A 15,295-nucleotide genomic window follows, 5' to 3' on the forward strand; every position below is an offset into this window, starting at 1 on the left:
GCTGTCAACGGCTGCGCATATGCGCCGTTCATCTTGACCGTTGACTGGCTCGGCTGGGTTTGCTATTTACCCGACAAACTTGAATTTATTTTAAGCTATCACGTTTTACCTTCTTAAGCCTTACTATCATTACCATAGGAATTTCTTTGTTGGTTTTAAAACATTCTTCATAAAATCCATCAATGACAAATCCAGCTCTAAAACAAAGGTTAAAAATATCTTGTATGGAACGATGATAATAAATCTGCTCTTTCGGTTGCCCTTCAATCGCTATATCATAGTAACTGTGCGGTGTCATATATTTTTCAGTCAACGTGACAAAACAAGGGTGTTGCGTTGCAAAGACAAAAATTCCGCTTTCCTGCAACAGTTCATAAACAGCCATAAGAAGTGGTTCAATATCCGTAATATCCATAATTGCCATATTAGAAACTGCTTTCGTAAAGGCTCGATTTCTTTTTAATTCTAATATACTTTTTCTATCGGTCGCATCCGCCACACAAAATTCAATTTGTTTTGCATATTGTGATTGCCGTCTTTTAGCCAATTCTATCATTTTTTTGCTGTAATCAAAAGCGACAACCGAAGCGCCTCTTTGTGCAAGATACGAAGAATAATTTCCATTGCCACACGCAATATCCAAAATGTAATCCGCAGGATTAGGAGATAGAAGTTCCGTTACTTTGGGACGCACTACCTCTCTGTGAAATTCATTAGATTCGTCACCCATTGCATTATCCCAAAATTGTGCGTTCTCCTCCCAGATTTTTTTACTTTCCTCTGTTCCCATGTTCTCTCCCACTCCCCAAATTTGCTTTTTTGCTTCCATTAAATCTTCCTTACTATATTCCATTGTTACCCTCCATAACTTCTGATTGTTGCCGTCTTGACGATTATGTATCTTTACATTACCTTCTGAAACATATGGCGCACCTTGTCCAGGCGGCTGTTTGGACGGCGGGGCTGGATGACCGGCTGACCGACAGCGGCCTGATATCCTTTCAGCTCTGTAAGGCATACGCTCCGCCCGTTGGTGTAAAAGGCCAGATCAGTACGGTATGCCTGTATACAGCGGGCGGGAATCTCGCCAGTAAAGACAACTTCATCCTTTTTTACCTGGGCCGTTTCGATGGTGGCACAGTATTTCGGTGCATCATGATAAGCCCTGGAAAGGTATTCCTGGGGCGCATAGAGGATGAAGGAGAGATAAGGTTCCAGCAGCTGCGTCCCCGATTCCTTCAATGCCTGTTCCAATACAATCGGGGCCAATGAGCGGAAGTCCGCCGGCGTGCTGACCGGACTGTAATAAAGCCCGTATTCAAAGCAAATCTTACAGTCCGTTACGTTCCAGCCGAACAAGCCCTGCTCCAGCCCGTAACGGATACCATCCCTGACAGCGTTTTGAAAACTCTGGTTCAAGTATCCCAGCGAAACCCGGCTCTCGTATTGTACACCGGAGCCAAGCGAGAGTGGTGTAACAGACAGTCCTATGGATGCCCAAAACGGGTTGGGCGGCACCTCGATATGGATGGTGTGGCTGGCTGCTTTGAGCGGCCGCTCCATATAAATGACGGAGGGTTCCTTTACCACTGTTTCAAGCTTGTATTTTTCCGACAGCAAAGCGGAAACAACCTCCAACTGCACCCGGCCCAAAAAAGAAAGAATGATCTCATGGGTGATGGAATCCACTTCGCAACGCAAAAGCGGGTCAGTATCCGCAAGTTGCGTAAGAGCGTCCAGCAGCCGTTCTCTTTGCGCTGCCGTTTTCGGCGCAATCGTCGTCCGCAGCATGGGGAGGGGGTCCTCGCGCCACCTTTTACGAGGGAGCCGGGTTTGGTCCCCTAATACATCGTTTAACCTCACGCTGTCGCTGGGAAGGATAACAATTTCACCCTGATAAGCGGTGTCTGTCCGAACAATTTCCCCTTTGGATGGAATACGCATCTCTGTGATTTTCAGCTTTTCTCTCCCGGCCAGGGCCACCGTATCCCGCAGGCGCAGCGTTCCGCTGTATAACCGTAGATAGACACGCCGCTGGCCGCAATCGGTGTACTCAACCTTGAAAACGCTGCCGCATAGGGCGGCGCCCCCCTGTTCCCCAATCGGTTGGAACAGCCCTGTCACCGCATCCATCAACGGTTGAATGCCAAGGCCATTTTTGGCGCTGCCATGATAGACTGGGAACAGGGAGGCGTCTTGAACCCGCTGCTGTTCCTCCCGCGCAAGTTTTTCCCGGCTGATTGGTTCTCCTGCGATATACTTTTCCAATAATTCATCGTTATTTTCGATGACCGCATCCCATGCTTCTATGTCGGTATTTTCCTCCAGGACTATTTCCGGGGACAGCGACACCGTCTGCTTGATGATAATATCGGCGGAGAGCTTATCCCGAACAGACTGAACCACGCTCTGCAAATCAACGCCAGCCTGGTCGATCTTGTTGATAAAGATAACGGTGGGAATGTTCATTTTCCGCAGGGCATGGAACAGAATACGGGTCTGGGCCTGCACGCCATCTTTAGCGGAGATCACCAAGATGGCCCCATCTAAAACAGCCAAAGAGCGGTACACCTCCGCCAAAAAATCCATGTGGCCGGGCGTATCCACAATGTTAACTTTACATCTGTGCCACTGGAAGGAAGTGACTGCCGCTTGAATGGTAATCCCACGCTGCCGCTCCAAAAACATGGTGTCCGTCCTCGTTGTCCCTTTTTCGACGCTCCCCGGTTCTGAAATGGCTCCGCTGGCATATAGCAGGCTCTCCGTCAAGGTCGTCTTTCCAGCGTCTACATGGGCAAGAATTCCAATATTGATTATTTTCATGTGATTGTCCTCCCTTTACAGCCCCAAAGGGCATAAAAATCCCCAGCAGTAAAATACTTTTACCACTGGGGATTATAAGTTGCGGACATACACATATACAGCATACACCTGTTTGTGATTGCTGTTTTTGGGGATATGTCAAAATTGATAAGGCAAAAGTATTCTTAAATTGGGTACAAAAAACTAAGCCCCTACAAAAGGAGCTATCATAATCCTTTGTTCCCACTATTTGATTATAGTTTTATTTAAGAATACCTTGCCGCATATTTTTTACTCCTTTTCTGGACTAAATCATTGTATCACATCAGTTTTAGGAAAGCAAGTACCTAAAAGAAATTTTTCTTCCCCTTATATGTAACAATCATACCGGCTTCCTAGCGTTCAGAATGTTTTCTGCTGTCTGCTGTGGTGTTTGGTTGGAATTGTCCAACCAAAAGCCGATCCGTGGTGTTGTCTGCATTTTACTAAATACAAATTCAATGTATACAGAAAGATATAAGGAGTGGGAGGGATTCCGCCGTAGTTGGCATTGTAGGAAAATCCAAAAGTTTAGATTTTCCCACAATGCTTATCTTTTGGTCTTTGGTTCGGAATAGTGTAGTGCTGGCGGTCTATCTCTTGTTTTCGGTTGCTTGCTTCCTTACCGTACATGAGCATTCGCACCAGGGTTATCGTTACCGTAGCCTTCCAGAAGATTGATCGCACCCCAGATGCCGAGACCTGCACCCAGAGCCACTACCAGAGTCTGAAGAACACCAACTGCGCTATTGAAAAATTCCATATATTTTCCTCCTGTAATTTGAATTTGTTTTTGAAATAGAAAAAGCCCTCCGTGTTACCGGCGAACCGGTCGGAGGGCAAACACATGGGAGCTATTTAATTACAATCATATCTATCACCGCCGCCTTTCTGGGCAAAAGAAAATGGTCAGCTTTCCATTTCGTTACGGTTCAGCAGACCATCTCGTGCCTGTGCAATTTTCTGGATACGACTACTCAACTGTGCAATCGTAGCGTTTATCTCATGCTGATTGTCTGCATAGAAATAGCCATCAAGATCGCTGCAAATGGGTTCGCCTTTGCAACGAAGGGAATTGACCATTCTTCTGATCTCGGACCCCTTTACATGAAAAACGGTCTCAAGCGTTTTGCTTGAAACCGGATTGTTTGCTCCTCTGAAATTCTTTGCAAGATATTCGCAGAGGGCTTCTTCGATATTAAGTTTTTTCGCCTTATCCATTAGACCTCCTTCTTAGTCGGCATCAACGACTACATATTCATCACCTGCCTTTAATTTCAGCCTGCGACTGAGGAATTGCTCGATATTAAATTCATTCTTCTTGTCGTAGTCTGAAGTGTACTTATAGTTCGGGTGCTGTGTCAGATCGTACTTGTCGGATTTGAACGGTCTCACACCACGCAGCTGTAGGATACACTTACCACCATCCAGAACCGCCAGTTCGTCCACGGTCGCAAGGTCTTTACCCAACTTCTGATAATTCATGCCGTAGGACGGGCTGTTACCTCTGGTGTTAGAGGTGTTGTAAGTGTCGATTGTTTCTTTACCCAGAGCCTGATTCAACTCTTTCAGCGTTGTCGGCTCAGAACCACCGAGGAAAATACGGGAGTCCATGTTGCCAATGATGGTATCAGCGTTGTCCTTGTAGATGGCTTTCAGCTGTGACTGTGCCTGAAGCACCAGACAGGCCGAAATCTCACGGCTTCGGATGGTCGCAACCAACTTCTCCAGATTGGGAATCTGTCCGATATTCGCCGCTTCGTCGATCAGACAGCGCACATGAACCGGCAGTCTGCCGCCGTACACATCATCTGCTTTCTCGCAAAGCAAGTTGAACAACTGGGTATAAATCATGGAGATCAGGAAATTAAAGGTCGCATCCGTATCCGACATAATCAGGAACAGCGCCGTTTTCTTGTCTCCGAGGGTATCCAACTGCAATTCGTCATAGGCAGTAACATCTCTGACCTCCTGAATATCAAACGGGGCAAGTCTCGCACCGCAGGAAATCAGAATACTTTTTGCCGTCTTGCCGGCAGCCAGTTTGTACTTCTTGTACTGACGAACTGCAAAGTGATTTGGCTTTTTCTTTTCCAGAGCTTCAAACATCAGATCAACAGGGTTTTGGAACTCCTCATCGTCCTCACGCACCTCCATTGCGTTTAAGAACTCAATCAGAGTTGAGAAGTTCTGTTCCTCAACCGGAGCTTCGTAGTGGATATAGCCGATCAAGGCACAGTACAGAAGCGTTTCTGCTTTCGTCCAGAACTCGTCACCGGCTTTACCGTCGCCCTTGGTGTTCGCAATCAGCGTAGTCACCAGTTTCAGAATGTCTTTTTCTGAATGGATATAGGCGAATGGGTTGTAGTGCATCGACTTCTTAAAGTTGATGGTATTGAAAATCTTGATGTTGTAGTTGTGTTTCAACAGGGCATTTCCGCACTCAATGACGATACTGCCCTTGGGGTCTGTGACCACATAACTGCTGTGCATCTGAAGCAGATTAGGTTTCAGCCAGAACCTTGTTTTACCTGAACCTGAACCACCGATTATCAGTACGTTCTTATTTCTGGCATTGGCGGGATTATTCGGTCGATTGGACATCATCAGCCTTTCCGTCTTGGTCAGGATAATGTTGTCCTCAAACTTCTGATCCATGAACGGCTCAATATCTTTGGCAGTACCCCAACGGGCAGAGCCGTATTCTTCGTTATGACGGTACTTCTTTGCGTTCTTGCCTTTTATATAAACAGCAAGGCGCAGTCCCGCACCGAAGATGATACCGACCACCAAATCCAGAGGATGAAAGCTCGGTAGAGGATTGCTCAGAGCCACCATGAAGGTATCAAAAAAGCCGAGGAGTTTTGCAGACATATCTGCACCCTCGGCTAATCGCCACGCTTCACCCAAGTTGGTTGCGAACAGTCCCAACAGGATATACGGGATGTTCAGGATCAGGAGCTTTTTGATGTTTACATTCTTCATCACAAATCACGCTCCTGTTTCTTTTCTCGAACCTTCTTAGGAATAGCAGCGACAATCTCTTTGAACTTTTTCAGCTGTGCCAGAACGCTCGGTTTCTTATCCTTCGTCAAAGCTCTCGCCTGATGTTCCTTGCAGATAGCATCCAGGGCATCTGCATCTTTGGAACGGACAAAGACCAGATAGCGGGGAGGATCAACGGACTTATCTTTTCTTACGGCGAAGTCCACGCCGTATTTCTTGGCGAGTCGTTCAAAATCCTTAATACCGCTTTTGTCGATCTCGACGTTGGTAGCACCCTGATTCTGGGATAACAGCTGTTTCACAGACTGTTTTCCGTGAACAGCGGGGTCTCTGGCTCTCTGTGCCTTGACCTTTTCTCGGTGCTGCAAATATTTGCGAATACCGGCGACGATAGTTCGTCCCGTCAGCTTGGTTGTGCTGATGGCAAGGTTTATCGTCCTGTTTTCAACTTCTTCCTGCATGAATCATCACCTCCTGCACGCAGTAGAGTGAGGGTCATCGTGCCATATCTCTGCGGTCGTAATACAGATTGCCTTTGGCAACTGCGGCATGGCTGATAATCTTGATGTCACCGGCTTTCTGATGTTCCAGAGCTTTCTGATACCCAACTTCACCCAGAAACAGGCGGGTTCGTTCTCCTTTATCTCCAATAGGGGAATTGTGCGTCAGCACATCAAAGATAATCATGTGCTTGGTGTTTTCATTGAAACGAGCCAAATCCAGATAGGTGTGACCCTTGTATTCTTTTGCACCGTCCAGAATGCGGCGGCGCTCCATCAAATCCGCAATAGTGGAACCTCTTTTTTTCATAGCCCCTCCTTACAGCGAATCTCTGTCGTGGTTACTCTTGTGCGGAACGGGAGCATCTTTGGCAGGTGCATCAACTTTCTTCACCTTATCGTCAGGCAAAGGCATAACCATGATACTGCGCCCCAGACGGACGAACATTTCAGGCTGATGGAAATGTTCTTCATATTTCTTCATCTGTTCAGGGGTGAGGGAACAGAAATCTTCCTCACCCAGACCGACCACCAGAAAATCACCGGCAACAATGTCGTACATATCGCCATCTTCATCACGCAAGGCACGGTTCAGGTCTTTACCTGTCAGCTTGGCTTCTTCGTCCATGATAAGAGCAACAGGATCTTCGTAGGGATAGACCGCTTGAATGTCACCACCCACAGCTTTCTGCAAATCCTCCAACTCACAGCCAATCTGCACGGGCTGGGGATACATATTGGGGCGAATCAAAAGTACATCCATCATGGGAGCCTGTTCATGCTGAATCTCACGCTCTGCTTCAGTTCCGAACTCCACGCCGGTAAAGTTCTCGGCATCCAGAATATACTCGGAATTGTAGTAGGCAGCTTTAACCTGTTCTTCCGCAGCATCACGGGATTCAGCTTCCACCGTGACCGTCTTTTCCAAGGTCTCGGTGATTTTTACATCGTATTCCTTCAAGTTGCGTTACCTCCATTTCTTTGAAAATAAGAAAAGCAACCATCCACGAACCTCTTACAGTTCATAAATAGTCGCTTCATGTTCCCACTGAGATACGCACATGGATTCCAATTCCTCAATCAGTTCCTCAGGCGTAAAGAACAGATCATCTCTGCTTTCAACCTGTTTCTTGAATACTCGATAGTCAGAAGTGTAACCCGTATCGTCGGGGCCGACAAACATAGTTACGCAGCGAACGATTGCAAAACTCATGTCCTCTAAAAGCCACAGTTCTGTTTCATACATGATTTTAGCACAGTCCAAAACGGCCTGATCCACATCAGAGATAAGCAGACAAGCTCTCTGTCCGAAAAGTTCCAGACCTCGATAGTCAAAGGACTTATCATAGCCACCATCAACAGAATACTGATATACAGTCTGCATAGCCCCTCTCAGAGCAATACATATCTCAGGCATACAAAGCCCACCGGCATATCCGATTTCTTCCTCGTCATAACCCTCGTAATCATCGGGTTCAAACAGTTCAAACAGCCAGTCGATTGCCTTACTCATTTCTTTTTCGCTAAACATCGGTTATCACCTTACCTTTCCATAGATTTTTCTCTTTTCTTCTGCCATTGCTCAAGCAGCTGAATGATTTTATCCTCCATCTGCTTGTTGGTGTAGGATTTGGGGAAATATTTTCTCAGGGCATCCGTTTTGAAAGTTACCTTGCCTTGTTCCTCCTTTTTGATTTCATTCATAATGTCGCACATAGCATCCAGAGTACACTCGCCCTCCTGTGCGAGTTTTTTTATTCTCTGCGCCTGCGAAAGAGAAGGCGTAGTCTGGGCATAGTCCATGGCAGAAAGAAAATCCTGCTGTTCTTCTCTCGCCAGATAGGAGAGTTCCACCGCAGGATTGAATTTCAGTTGTCCGTTATCCACCATATCCAACAGTTCGGGAATGAGTTCTGTCAGACGGATATAGCGTTGAACTGTTGCACGACTCTGACCTGCTTCATCAGCTACAATTTGGTCACTTCTCAACTTCGTCTCAAATTGAGACGAAGTTAAATCCGCCCTTGACCCTTGGTGCTTGATGGCGTCCATCTTCATCCTATACGCAAATGCTCTTTCACTTGGAAGGATACTTTCACGTTGCAAATTGGCATCGACCATTAAAATAATAGCGGCATCATCATCCATGTCACGGACAATGACCGGCATAGTCTCTTTACCTGCAAGCTCAGATGCACGATGTCGCCTGTGACCGGAAATGATTTCATAGCCACCGTAAGGGTCAGGACGAACAATAGCGGGAGTAAGAACACCGAAGTCTCGGACGCTCTCAGCCGTTTTCATCATTTCCTCATCGTCTACCACTCGGAACGGATGTCCCTCAAAGGGGTGTAACTCAGAAAGCGGAATTTCCTGTACTCGTTCCTGCTTGGCTTCAGCTCGTGACTGGTCTGTTGAGAAAATATCATCGTACCCCTTCAAGCTGATGTTTGCGCCTTTTTTCTGCATTGTGTAACACCTCCTTCGTCAGAACTTTATAGGCTTCGGCAACTTTGCCTTTGGGATCGTGCTTAAAGATACTGGTTCCCTCGGCGCTGATTTCCTCTGCACGGACAGAACGGGGAATGTCTGTCTTGTAGACCTTCAGCTTACCACCGTAGCTTTCACGGATAAGGTTGCTGATGTCTTTGGAATAATTTGTTCTGCTGTCCACCATCGTCAGAAGAATACCTTCGATTTTCAGCTTGGGATTGATCTGTCTTTTGACCTTGTTTACGGTTTCGAGCAACTGTTCCAAGCCCTTTGCGGGAAGATACGCCGCCTGAACGGGTATCAGCACATTGTCGGCAGCTGCCAACGCATTTACAGTCAGCATACCCAGAGAGGGCATACAGTCCAGAAGGATGAAATCATAATTCTGTTTGACCGTATCCAGGTACTGACGGAGAATGGTTTCTCGGCTCATGGCGTTTACCAGAGAAACCTCCAAGCCAGACAATTCGATATTGGCGGGCATATAGTCCACACCTTCGGGATGTCGCAGGATTCCTTCTCCTGGAGCAATCGGCTTCTCCGTGATGATCTTTCCCATCATATCCGAAAGGGTAGGTGACAACTCATCAGGATATGGGTTCCCAAGGCTGACGGTTAAGGATGCCTGGGGATCTGTGTCTACTAACAGAACCTTTTTACCCTCCATAGCCAATCCGACACCTAAGTTTTCACAGGTTGTTGTCTTACCCGTGCCGCCTTTTTGGTTTACTACTGCGATGACGGTCGCTTTTTTCGACAATTCTTGTCACCTCGCTTTCTTCTTTTGATTTGCTTCAATTCTTACCACCTCCCTCCAAGTTTTCCCGAAGCCATATCATGCCTTACTTGTGCATCATAGTGGGCATCTATGGTGTACGGGGCATTGTATATCGAAGCAAGTAGATACTGCTTGATATTGCGAACCTCTGTTGTGTTCTCTTTGAAACGATCCATTACAAACCTGATGTGTTCAGAATCCAGTTTCATAAAGGTACTTCGGACGATTTCTACCGGCTTATCATCGCTGGCTATTCGTATCTGTTTACGGTTGCTGCACATCACTTCAACGATAAGTCTGAGAATCAGTTCAAGAATTTCTTCATCATGCCGGAAGTCCTGCTTCAGATATTCCATCTCAAGCTGATCGTAAAAATACTCATAATATCGGGTGAACTCTCCGGTCCCATCGGCTTCCTGTCCGTGAAAAACGGAAGAAAGGAAAGGATCAGTATCACTAAATTCAGTATTTTTAATATCAGTATTATTACATTGTGATTTTGGCAGTTCTTGAGTTGTGATTTTCATTGTTCCAGAATTGTGATTTTCACAATTCAAGAGTTGTGAATCCACAGCAGAAATAAAGTTCTTCACATAGATCAGATTGGGTTTTCCCAACCCCTGACGTTTTCGCTCGATCAATCCTGCTTTCTTCTCAAGTTCGCTGAGTAGCTTTATAGCCTTTTGTTCAGCGCAGTTCAAAGCCGACTTTGCTTCGTCGATTGTGAAGATGATATATACACGACCGTTTTCATCTATCCATCCATTCCTGGCAGATAAACTCATGCGATCAAGCAATATACCGTACAACATCTTGGCATCGGCAGAGATGTTCCAAAATCTCTCGTTCGTGAATAACACCTTCGGAACTCGATAGAATGTGAACAGTTCAGATTGCTGACCGTAGAAGTAATCATACGTCACTCATTTTCACCACCTCTTTCTGCGGGAAATTTTCTTTTTCCAGAGAGGAGCTGCGGAATGTCGTGTCTCTTAATCCATACGGACAACGGACGAAATAACAGGAACGATACCTCCAGCGAGGTTGATGATACTCACAATCTCGACAGCCTTTGGGCTTTGGGCAACGGACACGCTCATACTCATACATATCAACGCACCCCCACTTCCTTCAAAATCTTCTTGGTACACCAACCGATGCAGGGATGATCTCGACCATAAGGACAACCATCACATTCGGACTTCGGCTTTGGGGGTACGGAGATTAAGTAGTAACAATTTTCTTCGCCCAGACAGCAGCCCGTTTTATTGTTTTTCCAGAAATGGCAGTAACGGCAGTCGTTTGGCTTGTCTGGGGAATAGACGATCTTACTCAAAAATCAAACCTCCAATCTTTCAGATTTACCCATGAATTTTGGGCATAAAAAAAGAGCGTCTATCCATCCCCGATACAGGGGCAAATAGACGCTCTATGTACATGGTAATATTCAATTTTATTTCTTATAACGGCTTAGCACTCGGAACATCCGCCTTTTGTATTAGCAAGGTTTTTAGCACGATTTTTCGCCTAATTAGCTGGAAGGGCATTTTCATTAGCAAAATCGGCCCTTTTTCTGCTAATGATTAGCAGAAATTTTTGTCTTATCACAGCAGTTCGATTTTTTAGGGCTTGTCAAAAATCAGAATTTGAAGTAAAATTTGAAAACATTATTTCGTCTCCGCAATCACACAGGAATTTGTTAAAAAAAGCCGAAAGTCCTTGAAAACAAAGGCTTTCGGCGTTGTTTGCTGGCGTCGCTAAGAGGATTTGAACCTCCGGCCTACCGCTTAGGAGGCGGTCGCTCTATCCAACTGAGCTATAGCGACGTATGGTCATCTATGATTATAGCCCGACGAAAGTCGAACTGCAATCCCATATTCAATTTTTCTCCGGTGGCCGTTGTAACGTAACCTTAGGAGGGCGGTGCTCTATCCAGCTGAGCTACGGAAACAGGACATGGCCTGCAACGTTAAACGACTTCAAATCGTTCACGTTAATGCATGTCTTATTATAGCGGAGTCCTTTTCGCTTTTCCAGTCCTATTTTAAACCTTCACTGCTTCCTGACCTAAAAATGAAGCAGAGTTTCCCCTGCTTCGCCTGTTCTTATTTTACAAACCTTTGACCTTTGCGGCAATCTCGCTGACACAATCCGACGTGAACGGATCCTTCAAGCCGCTGCTGGTCAGAGCATCGCGGTATTTGAAATTCGTCGTGAACTGGGTGATCTGGTTGTAGGTGGACAACGCCTGATTCCGATCATCCAGACTCTGCGCCCAGATCTCCAAGGCGGAAATCGCCGAGGTTGCATAGCTGATATAATAGAACGGTGTTTCAAAGTGGTGATGAATTTCAACCCATTCATAATACAGCTCGCTGCCGGTAAACTGATAGAAAATCTCAGAATGCAGCTCGTTGACTTCCTCCAGCGTCAGATCCGGATTCGCGAAGACGGCCTGCTGGAATTCATCTTCTGCGCATCCCTGCAGAATCGAGCTGATCATGTTGTAAATCGAATAGATCTTCTGGCCTTCCGCCTGATCGGCGCCGAAGAACTGGTCATAATACGGCTGCATCAACAGCTCCAGTGCCTGCGAGTGAATTTCCGCAGCATCCAGATTGTTGTTATCATTCCACTTCAATTCCGGCATCAGATAGAAGTTGTAGTAATGTCCAAATTCATGGATAACCGTGTCCGGCTGACGGTAGTCAGAAGAATTGATAAACATAAACGGCGCAGAATATTCGTTAAGAATCGTCGTATAGCCTGCGTGCATTTTATTCGGTTCCGCGCTGAAATCATACAATTTGTTATTCTGCATATAATCCAGAGCTTCGCTCATCTTGCCCGGGAATTCCTTCTGCAGCGCCGTTTTCAGGATCGGCAGCGCCGCTTCCAGATCGCCCTCGCCCGCCTGCATGCCCTCGATCGCATTGACCAGCTCGTCATAATGCTTGCTGATCATCTGACCGAATGCCGGCAACATTTCCGTTCTGATTTTCTCACTGAAATTGTGCGCGTCTTCCGGTGTATAATCGCGACCTAAGACATCGTAGGCATACTCCGTATAATTGTCGTAACCCAGCTTTTCAGCAATCTGAATACGCAGATCGCGCAGCTGCAGATAAATGCCGCCCAGCTCCGCATTCTTCTTTTCATAAATCTCATTGTACGCCTGAATTCCCTCGTCGGTGGTCAAATCCAGATCATTCACTGTGACTGTCTGTCCGTTCAGTTCGGTCGTGTATTCGGAGGCCAGCAGCTTCGTGTACTGCGTAACCAGATCATTTTCCTGTTCGCTCAGTTCTTCAATTTCCGGCGAATTCAGCTTGGAATTGATCTCATATCGCTCGATAAATTCTTCGCCCCAGGCTGCTTTTGCGGCTTCCTGATAGCTGGATTCCAGAATCGTGCCGGTCAGCTCGTTCATTTTGTTGTCTAAGCGCGTGTAATAGTTATCCAGCGTTGTCATTTCTTCTTCATAGAAGGCATCGGTCGTATCAAGGTTGTAGTGAATCGTAGCCAGGGAATCCATCGTATCCAGATGCCGGATATCCTCCAGAATCTCATCATACAAGACCAGCAGTTCACTTTCCTTGTCCGCTTCCGCCGCCATCGCCTGACAGTCGGCAATCTTCTGATCCAGACTGTCCAGATCCGGCCGGACATACTCCATGTCGCCAAACGGATGCGGCTGATGCTCGACGGATACCGCTTCGGCCAACGGTGTCGGTGACGCAGACGGCGCCGACGGTGCTCCGCAGCCGCTGAGCAATAAGCTGAAAACAGCCAGCAGCGCAAGCATCAGACGGCTTAGTGAAAATCTCTTATTTTTCATTTGTTTCCCTTTCTAACTTCCCGCCTTCAACGGCAGGGAACATCCATATTTTTATTATAATATGAAAAAGGGAATTCTGCACATGAATTCCCTTTTAGTTTGTTCGGTTTACTATGAAATTAAATGTGATACATCCGGTCGAAATACTGCGCCAGCAGCTTGTCGTTGTATTCCGCCCCGCCGTCGATATTCTGCGATTTGAAAACCGGCGGAACAATGCCTTCTTCCAAAAGCATCTGCGCCGTGCGGTAAACGCAGGCCTGCACAAGGATCGCCGTGGTGATCGCGGACATCCCGCAGATCCGGGTATCCAGACCTTCGACGTCAATCGAAGCATCGCCATCCATGACGCAGTTGTCGATGACAACGTCTGCCAGCTGCCACAGGTTCTTGCCGCAGGAATGCTTCGGCGTCAGATTTTTCGAGGCTTCCAGCGAAGTGATCGCAACGACCTTCGCGCCCTTTTCATGCGCGGCCAGCGCGATTTCCACCGGCAGCGGATTGCGGCCGGAGTTGGAGATCAGAACGACAACGTCATTCGGACGAACGTCCACCTTCTTCATAAAGGCCGTGCCGACACCTTCGATTCCTTCATATGCGCCGCTGGCTGGTTCTTTAATCTGCTTGGTCGGGATGAATCCGCCGGCGCGGAAGCACAGCTCGCTGGCCCCCGCTTGAGAATGTCCGGAACCGAATGCCTGCAGCATGCCGCCGTTTTTCAGCGCATCCGCAAACAGCCGGGCTGTTTTTTCCACATTTTCTTCCTGTGTGGCTTTCAGTTTCTGAATAAGACCCTCGACGACATCGTAAACCTTGTTCTCCATTTTTCTTCCTCCTTGGGTATTTTATCCAAACATTTCGCCTTTTAGTTTGGATTATTTACCCATAGATTACTGCATTCCGCGGAATCTGTCAAGCGTTCCCAGTTGTTTTTTGATTAACTTATTTGTAGTTATTGTTTTAATTCTGTATAATTAAGTCAATAAGACAAGAGGGGGAACCGCCCATGTTCAAAGCAAAATTAAAAGCTGTGTATCAGGATTTAACGCAATCCGAAAAACTCGTCGCCGATTACATTCTTGAACATATTGATGAAATCCGGACGATTACTTCACATCAGCTGGCCGTCAATACGCACATCGGTCAGTCCACGATCATCCGTTTCTCCCAGAAGCTTGGCTACAACAGCTTCCGGGAGCTTCTGGCAGATCTGTCAGCGATCCCGCGGCAGGATCTGGTCCGCGAGGAAATTCAGGTCAACGAATCAATGACCGATACTAACCGCAAAATTATCGCGCAGTATCACGATATCGTTGAAGTGACGTTTGAGAACAACAAAGAAGAAACGATCCAGCAAGCCTGCGAAATGCTGACGAGTGCGAAAAAAATTATTCTGTTCGGTATCGGCAGTTCTAATTTATTCTGCGAATATCTCGCCAACCAGCTGGTCAAGATGGGATTATTATGCGTGACGAGTCAGACGCCGCACACAATCTACTCACTGATCGATCAGTCGAAGAAGGATACCGTATTGTTTCTGATCTCGGAATCCGGCGAAACGCGCGAGGTCATCAAGGCCGCTTCGATCGCCAAGGAACATGACATGCCGATCATCGCGATGACGCGGATGGCGAAGAATACGCTGCACAGCTACGCGGATCTGATCTTAAAGACGGTTTCTTTTGAAACGGAAACCCGGCTGAACGTCACGACGATGCGCTGTTCCCAGCTGTATCTGATCGACGCGCTGTATCTGAATATCATGAAGAGCAATTTTAGTAAATTCAGCAAGATGATCGAGCGGGCCGAGCTGCTTTCCGACCGCAAACTCTGAATTGA

At 46.8% G+C, this 15,295-nt stretch carries 15 protein-coding genes, 1 tRNA gene and 1 pseudogene; 1 reads left to right on the top strand and 16 read right to left on the bottom strand.

Annotation, left to right across the window (positions count from 1 at the left end; genetic code table 11):
* Positions 1-85 precede the first annotated feature (85 nt).
* The 16 genes and pseudogenes from I2D94_RS03645 to I2D94_RS03720 form a co-directional block, all read right to left on the bottom strand.
* On the bottom strand, positions 86-853 hold the full coding sequence (locus I2D94_RS03645) for a class I SAM-dependent methyltransferase (RefSeq protein WP_002586626.1): 768 nt from the start codon (positions 851-853) through the stop codon (positions 86-88).
* 50 nt (positions 854-903) lie between these two features.
* Positions 904-2,823: a tetracycline resistance ribosomal protection protein Tet(W) gene (gene tet(W), locus I2D94_RS03650; RefSeq protein ID WP_002586627.1), complete on the bottom strand. Its 1,920-nt coding sequence runs from the start codon at positions 2,821-2,823 to the stop codon at positions 904-906.
* Between the two features lie 652 nt (positions 2,824-3,475).
* Positions 3,476-3,604 (bottom strand): annotated as a pseudogene (locus tag I2D94_RS03655) (Maff2 family mobile element protein); the annotation flags it as partial.
* A gap of 146 nt (positions 3,605-3,750) precedes the next feature.
* Complete coding sequence (locus tag I2D94_RS03660; RefSeq protein WP_195395648.1) at positions 3,751-4,062, bottom strand: hypothetical protein; 312 nt, start codon at positions 4,060-4,062, stop codon at positions 3,751-3,753.
* 12 nt (positions 4,063-4,074) lie between these two features.
* A complete protein-coding gene (locus I2D94_RS03665; RefSeq protein WP_195395684.1) occupies positions 4,075-5,826 on the bottom strand; it encodes a VirD4-like conjugal transfer protein, CD1115 family in 1,752 nt (583 codons plus the stop codon).
* Complete coding sequence (locus I2D94_RS03670; RefSeq protein ID WP_118722907.1) at positions 5,826-6,308, bottom strand: PcfB family protein; 483 nt, start codon at positions 6,306-6,308, stop codon at positions 5,826-5,828. The genes I2D94_RS03665 and I2D94_RS03670 overlap by 1 nt, the downstream gene beginning before the upstream one ends.
* Positions 6,309-6,342: 34 nt before the next feature.
* Positions 6,343-6,657 (bottom strand): DUF5720 family protein, encoded by a 315-nt coding sequence (locus I2D94_RS03675; protein WP_195395649.1) that lies wholly within the window; start codon positions 6,655-6,657, stop codon positions 6,343-6,345.
* A gap of 9 nt (positions 6,658-6,666) precedes the next feature.
* Complete coding sequence (locus I2D94_RS03680) at positions 6,667-7,308, bottom strand: DUF3846 domain-containing protein (RefSeq protein ID WP_195395650.1); 642 nt, start codon at positions 7,306-7,308, stop codon at positions 6,667-6,669.
* Positions 7,309-7,362: 54 nt separating this feature from the next.
* Positions 7,363-7,878, bottom strand: a complete 516-nt coding sequence (locus I2D94_RS03685; protein ID WP_118722910.1) for a hypothetical protein — start codon at positions 7,876-7,878, stop codon at positions 7,363-7,365.
* 11 nt (positions 7,879-7,889) lie between these two features.
* Complete coding sequence (locus I2D94_RS03690; RefSeq protein WP_076917527.1) at positions 7,890-8,816, bottom strand: ParB/RepB/Spo0J family partition protein; 927 nt, start codon at positions 8,814-8,816, stop codon at positions 7,890-7,892.
* Positions 8,773-9,600, bottom strand: a complete 828-nt coding sequence (locus I2D94_RS03695) for a ParA family protein (RefSeq protein WP_118722911.1) — start codon at positions 9,598-9,600, stop codon at positions 8,773-8,775. Before I2D94_RS03695 ends, I2D94_RS03690 begins: the two co-directional genes overlap by 44 nt.
* Positions 9,601-9,641: 41 nt before the next feature.
* Positions 9,642-10,541, bottom strand: a complete 900-nt coding sequence (locus I2D94_RS03700) for a DUF6017 domain-containing protein (RefSeq protein WP_118722912.1) — start codon at positions 10,539-10,541, stop codon at positions 9,642-9,644.
* A 188-nt stretch (positions 10,542-10,729) separates the two neighbouring features.
* A complete protein-coding gene (locus tag I2D94_RS03705; RefSeq protein WP_195395651.1) occupies positions 10,730-10,954 on the bottom strand; it encodes a hypothetical protein in 225 nt (74 codons plus the stop codon).
* Positions 10,955-11,367: 413 nt separating this feature from the next.
* Positions 11,368-11,444: transfer RNA gene (locus I2D94_RS03710), tRNA-Arg, on the bottom strand.
* A 284-nt stretch (positions 11,445-11,728) separates the two neighbouring features.
* Positions 11,729-13,456: a peptidase M3 gene (locus tag I2D94_RS03715; RefSeq protein WP_195395652.1), complete on the bottom strand. Its 1,728-nt coding sequence runs from the start codon at positions 13,454-13,456 to the stop codon at positions 11,729-11,731.
* 119 nt (positions 13,457-13,575) lie between these two features.
* Entirely contained in the window at positions 13,576-14,280 is a 705-nt protein-coding gene (locus tag I2D94_RS03720; protein WP_072683752.1) for a sugar isomerase domain-containing protein, read from the bottom strand.
* A 182-nt stretch (positions 14,281-14,462) separates the two neighbouring features.
* Here I2D94_RS03720 and I2D94_RS03725 point away from each other — a divergent pair, with 182 nt between their 5' ends.
* Positions 14,463-15,290: a MurR/RpiR family transcriptional regulator gene (locus I2D94_RS03725; protein WP_195395653.1), complete on the top strand. Its 828-nt coding sequence runs from the start codon at positions 14,463-14,465 to the stop codon at positions 15,288-15,290.
* The last annotated feature ends 5 nt before the right edge of the window (positions 15,291-15,295 follow it).

The sequence above is a fragment of the Holdemania sp. 1001302B_160321_E10 genome (assembly GCF_015552275.1).
Classification (GTDB): domain Bacteria; phylum Bacillota_I; class Bacilli_A; order Erysipelotrichales; family Erysipelotrichaceae; genus Holdemania.

Excerpts from the sequence above, each read along its gene's own strand:
- I2D94_RS03645 (WP_002586626.1), bottom strand. The coding sequence starts at position 853 with ATGGAATATAGTAAGGAAGATTTAATGGAAGCAAAAAAGCAAATTTGG.
- I2D94_RS03660 (WP_195395648.1), bottom strand. The coding sequence starts at position 4,062 with ATGGATAAGGCGAAAAAACTTAATATCGAAGAAGCCCTCTGCGAATAT.
- I2D94_RS03665 (WP_195395684.1), bottom strand. The coding sequence starts at position 5,826 with ATGAAGAATGTAAACATCAAAAAGCTCCTGATCCTGAACATCCCGTAT.
- I2D94_RS03670 (WP_118722907.1), bottom strand. The coding sequence starts at position 6,308 with ATGCAGGAAGAAGTTGAAAACAGGACGATAAACCTTGCCATCAGCACA.
- I2D94_RS03675 (WP_195395649.1), bottom strand. The coding sequence starts at position 6,657 with ATGAAAAAAAGAGGTTCCACTATTGCGGATTTGATGGAGCGCCGCCGC.
- I2D94_RS03685 (WP_118722910.1), bottom strand. The coding sequence starts at position 7,878 with ATGTTTAGCGAAAAAGAAATGAGTAAGGCAATCGACTGGCTGTTTGAA.
- I2D94_RS03690 (WP_076917527.1), bottom strand. The coding sequence starts at position 8,816 with ATGCAGAAAAAAGGCGCAAACATCAGCTTGAAGGGGTACGATGATATT.
- I2D94_RS03715 (WP_195395652.1), bottom strand. The coding sequence starts at position 13,456 with ATGAAAAATAAGAGATTTTCACTAAGCCGTCTGATGCTTGCGCTGCTG.
- I2D94_RS03720 (WP_072683752.1), bottom strand. The coding sequence starts at position 14,280 with ATGGAGAACAAGGTTTACGATGTCGTCGAGGGTCTTATTCAGAAACTG.
- I2D94_RS03725 (WP_195395653.1), top strand. The coding sequence starts at position 14,463 with ATGTTCAAAGCAAAATTAAAAGCTGTGTATCAGGATTTAACGCAATCC.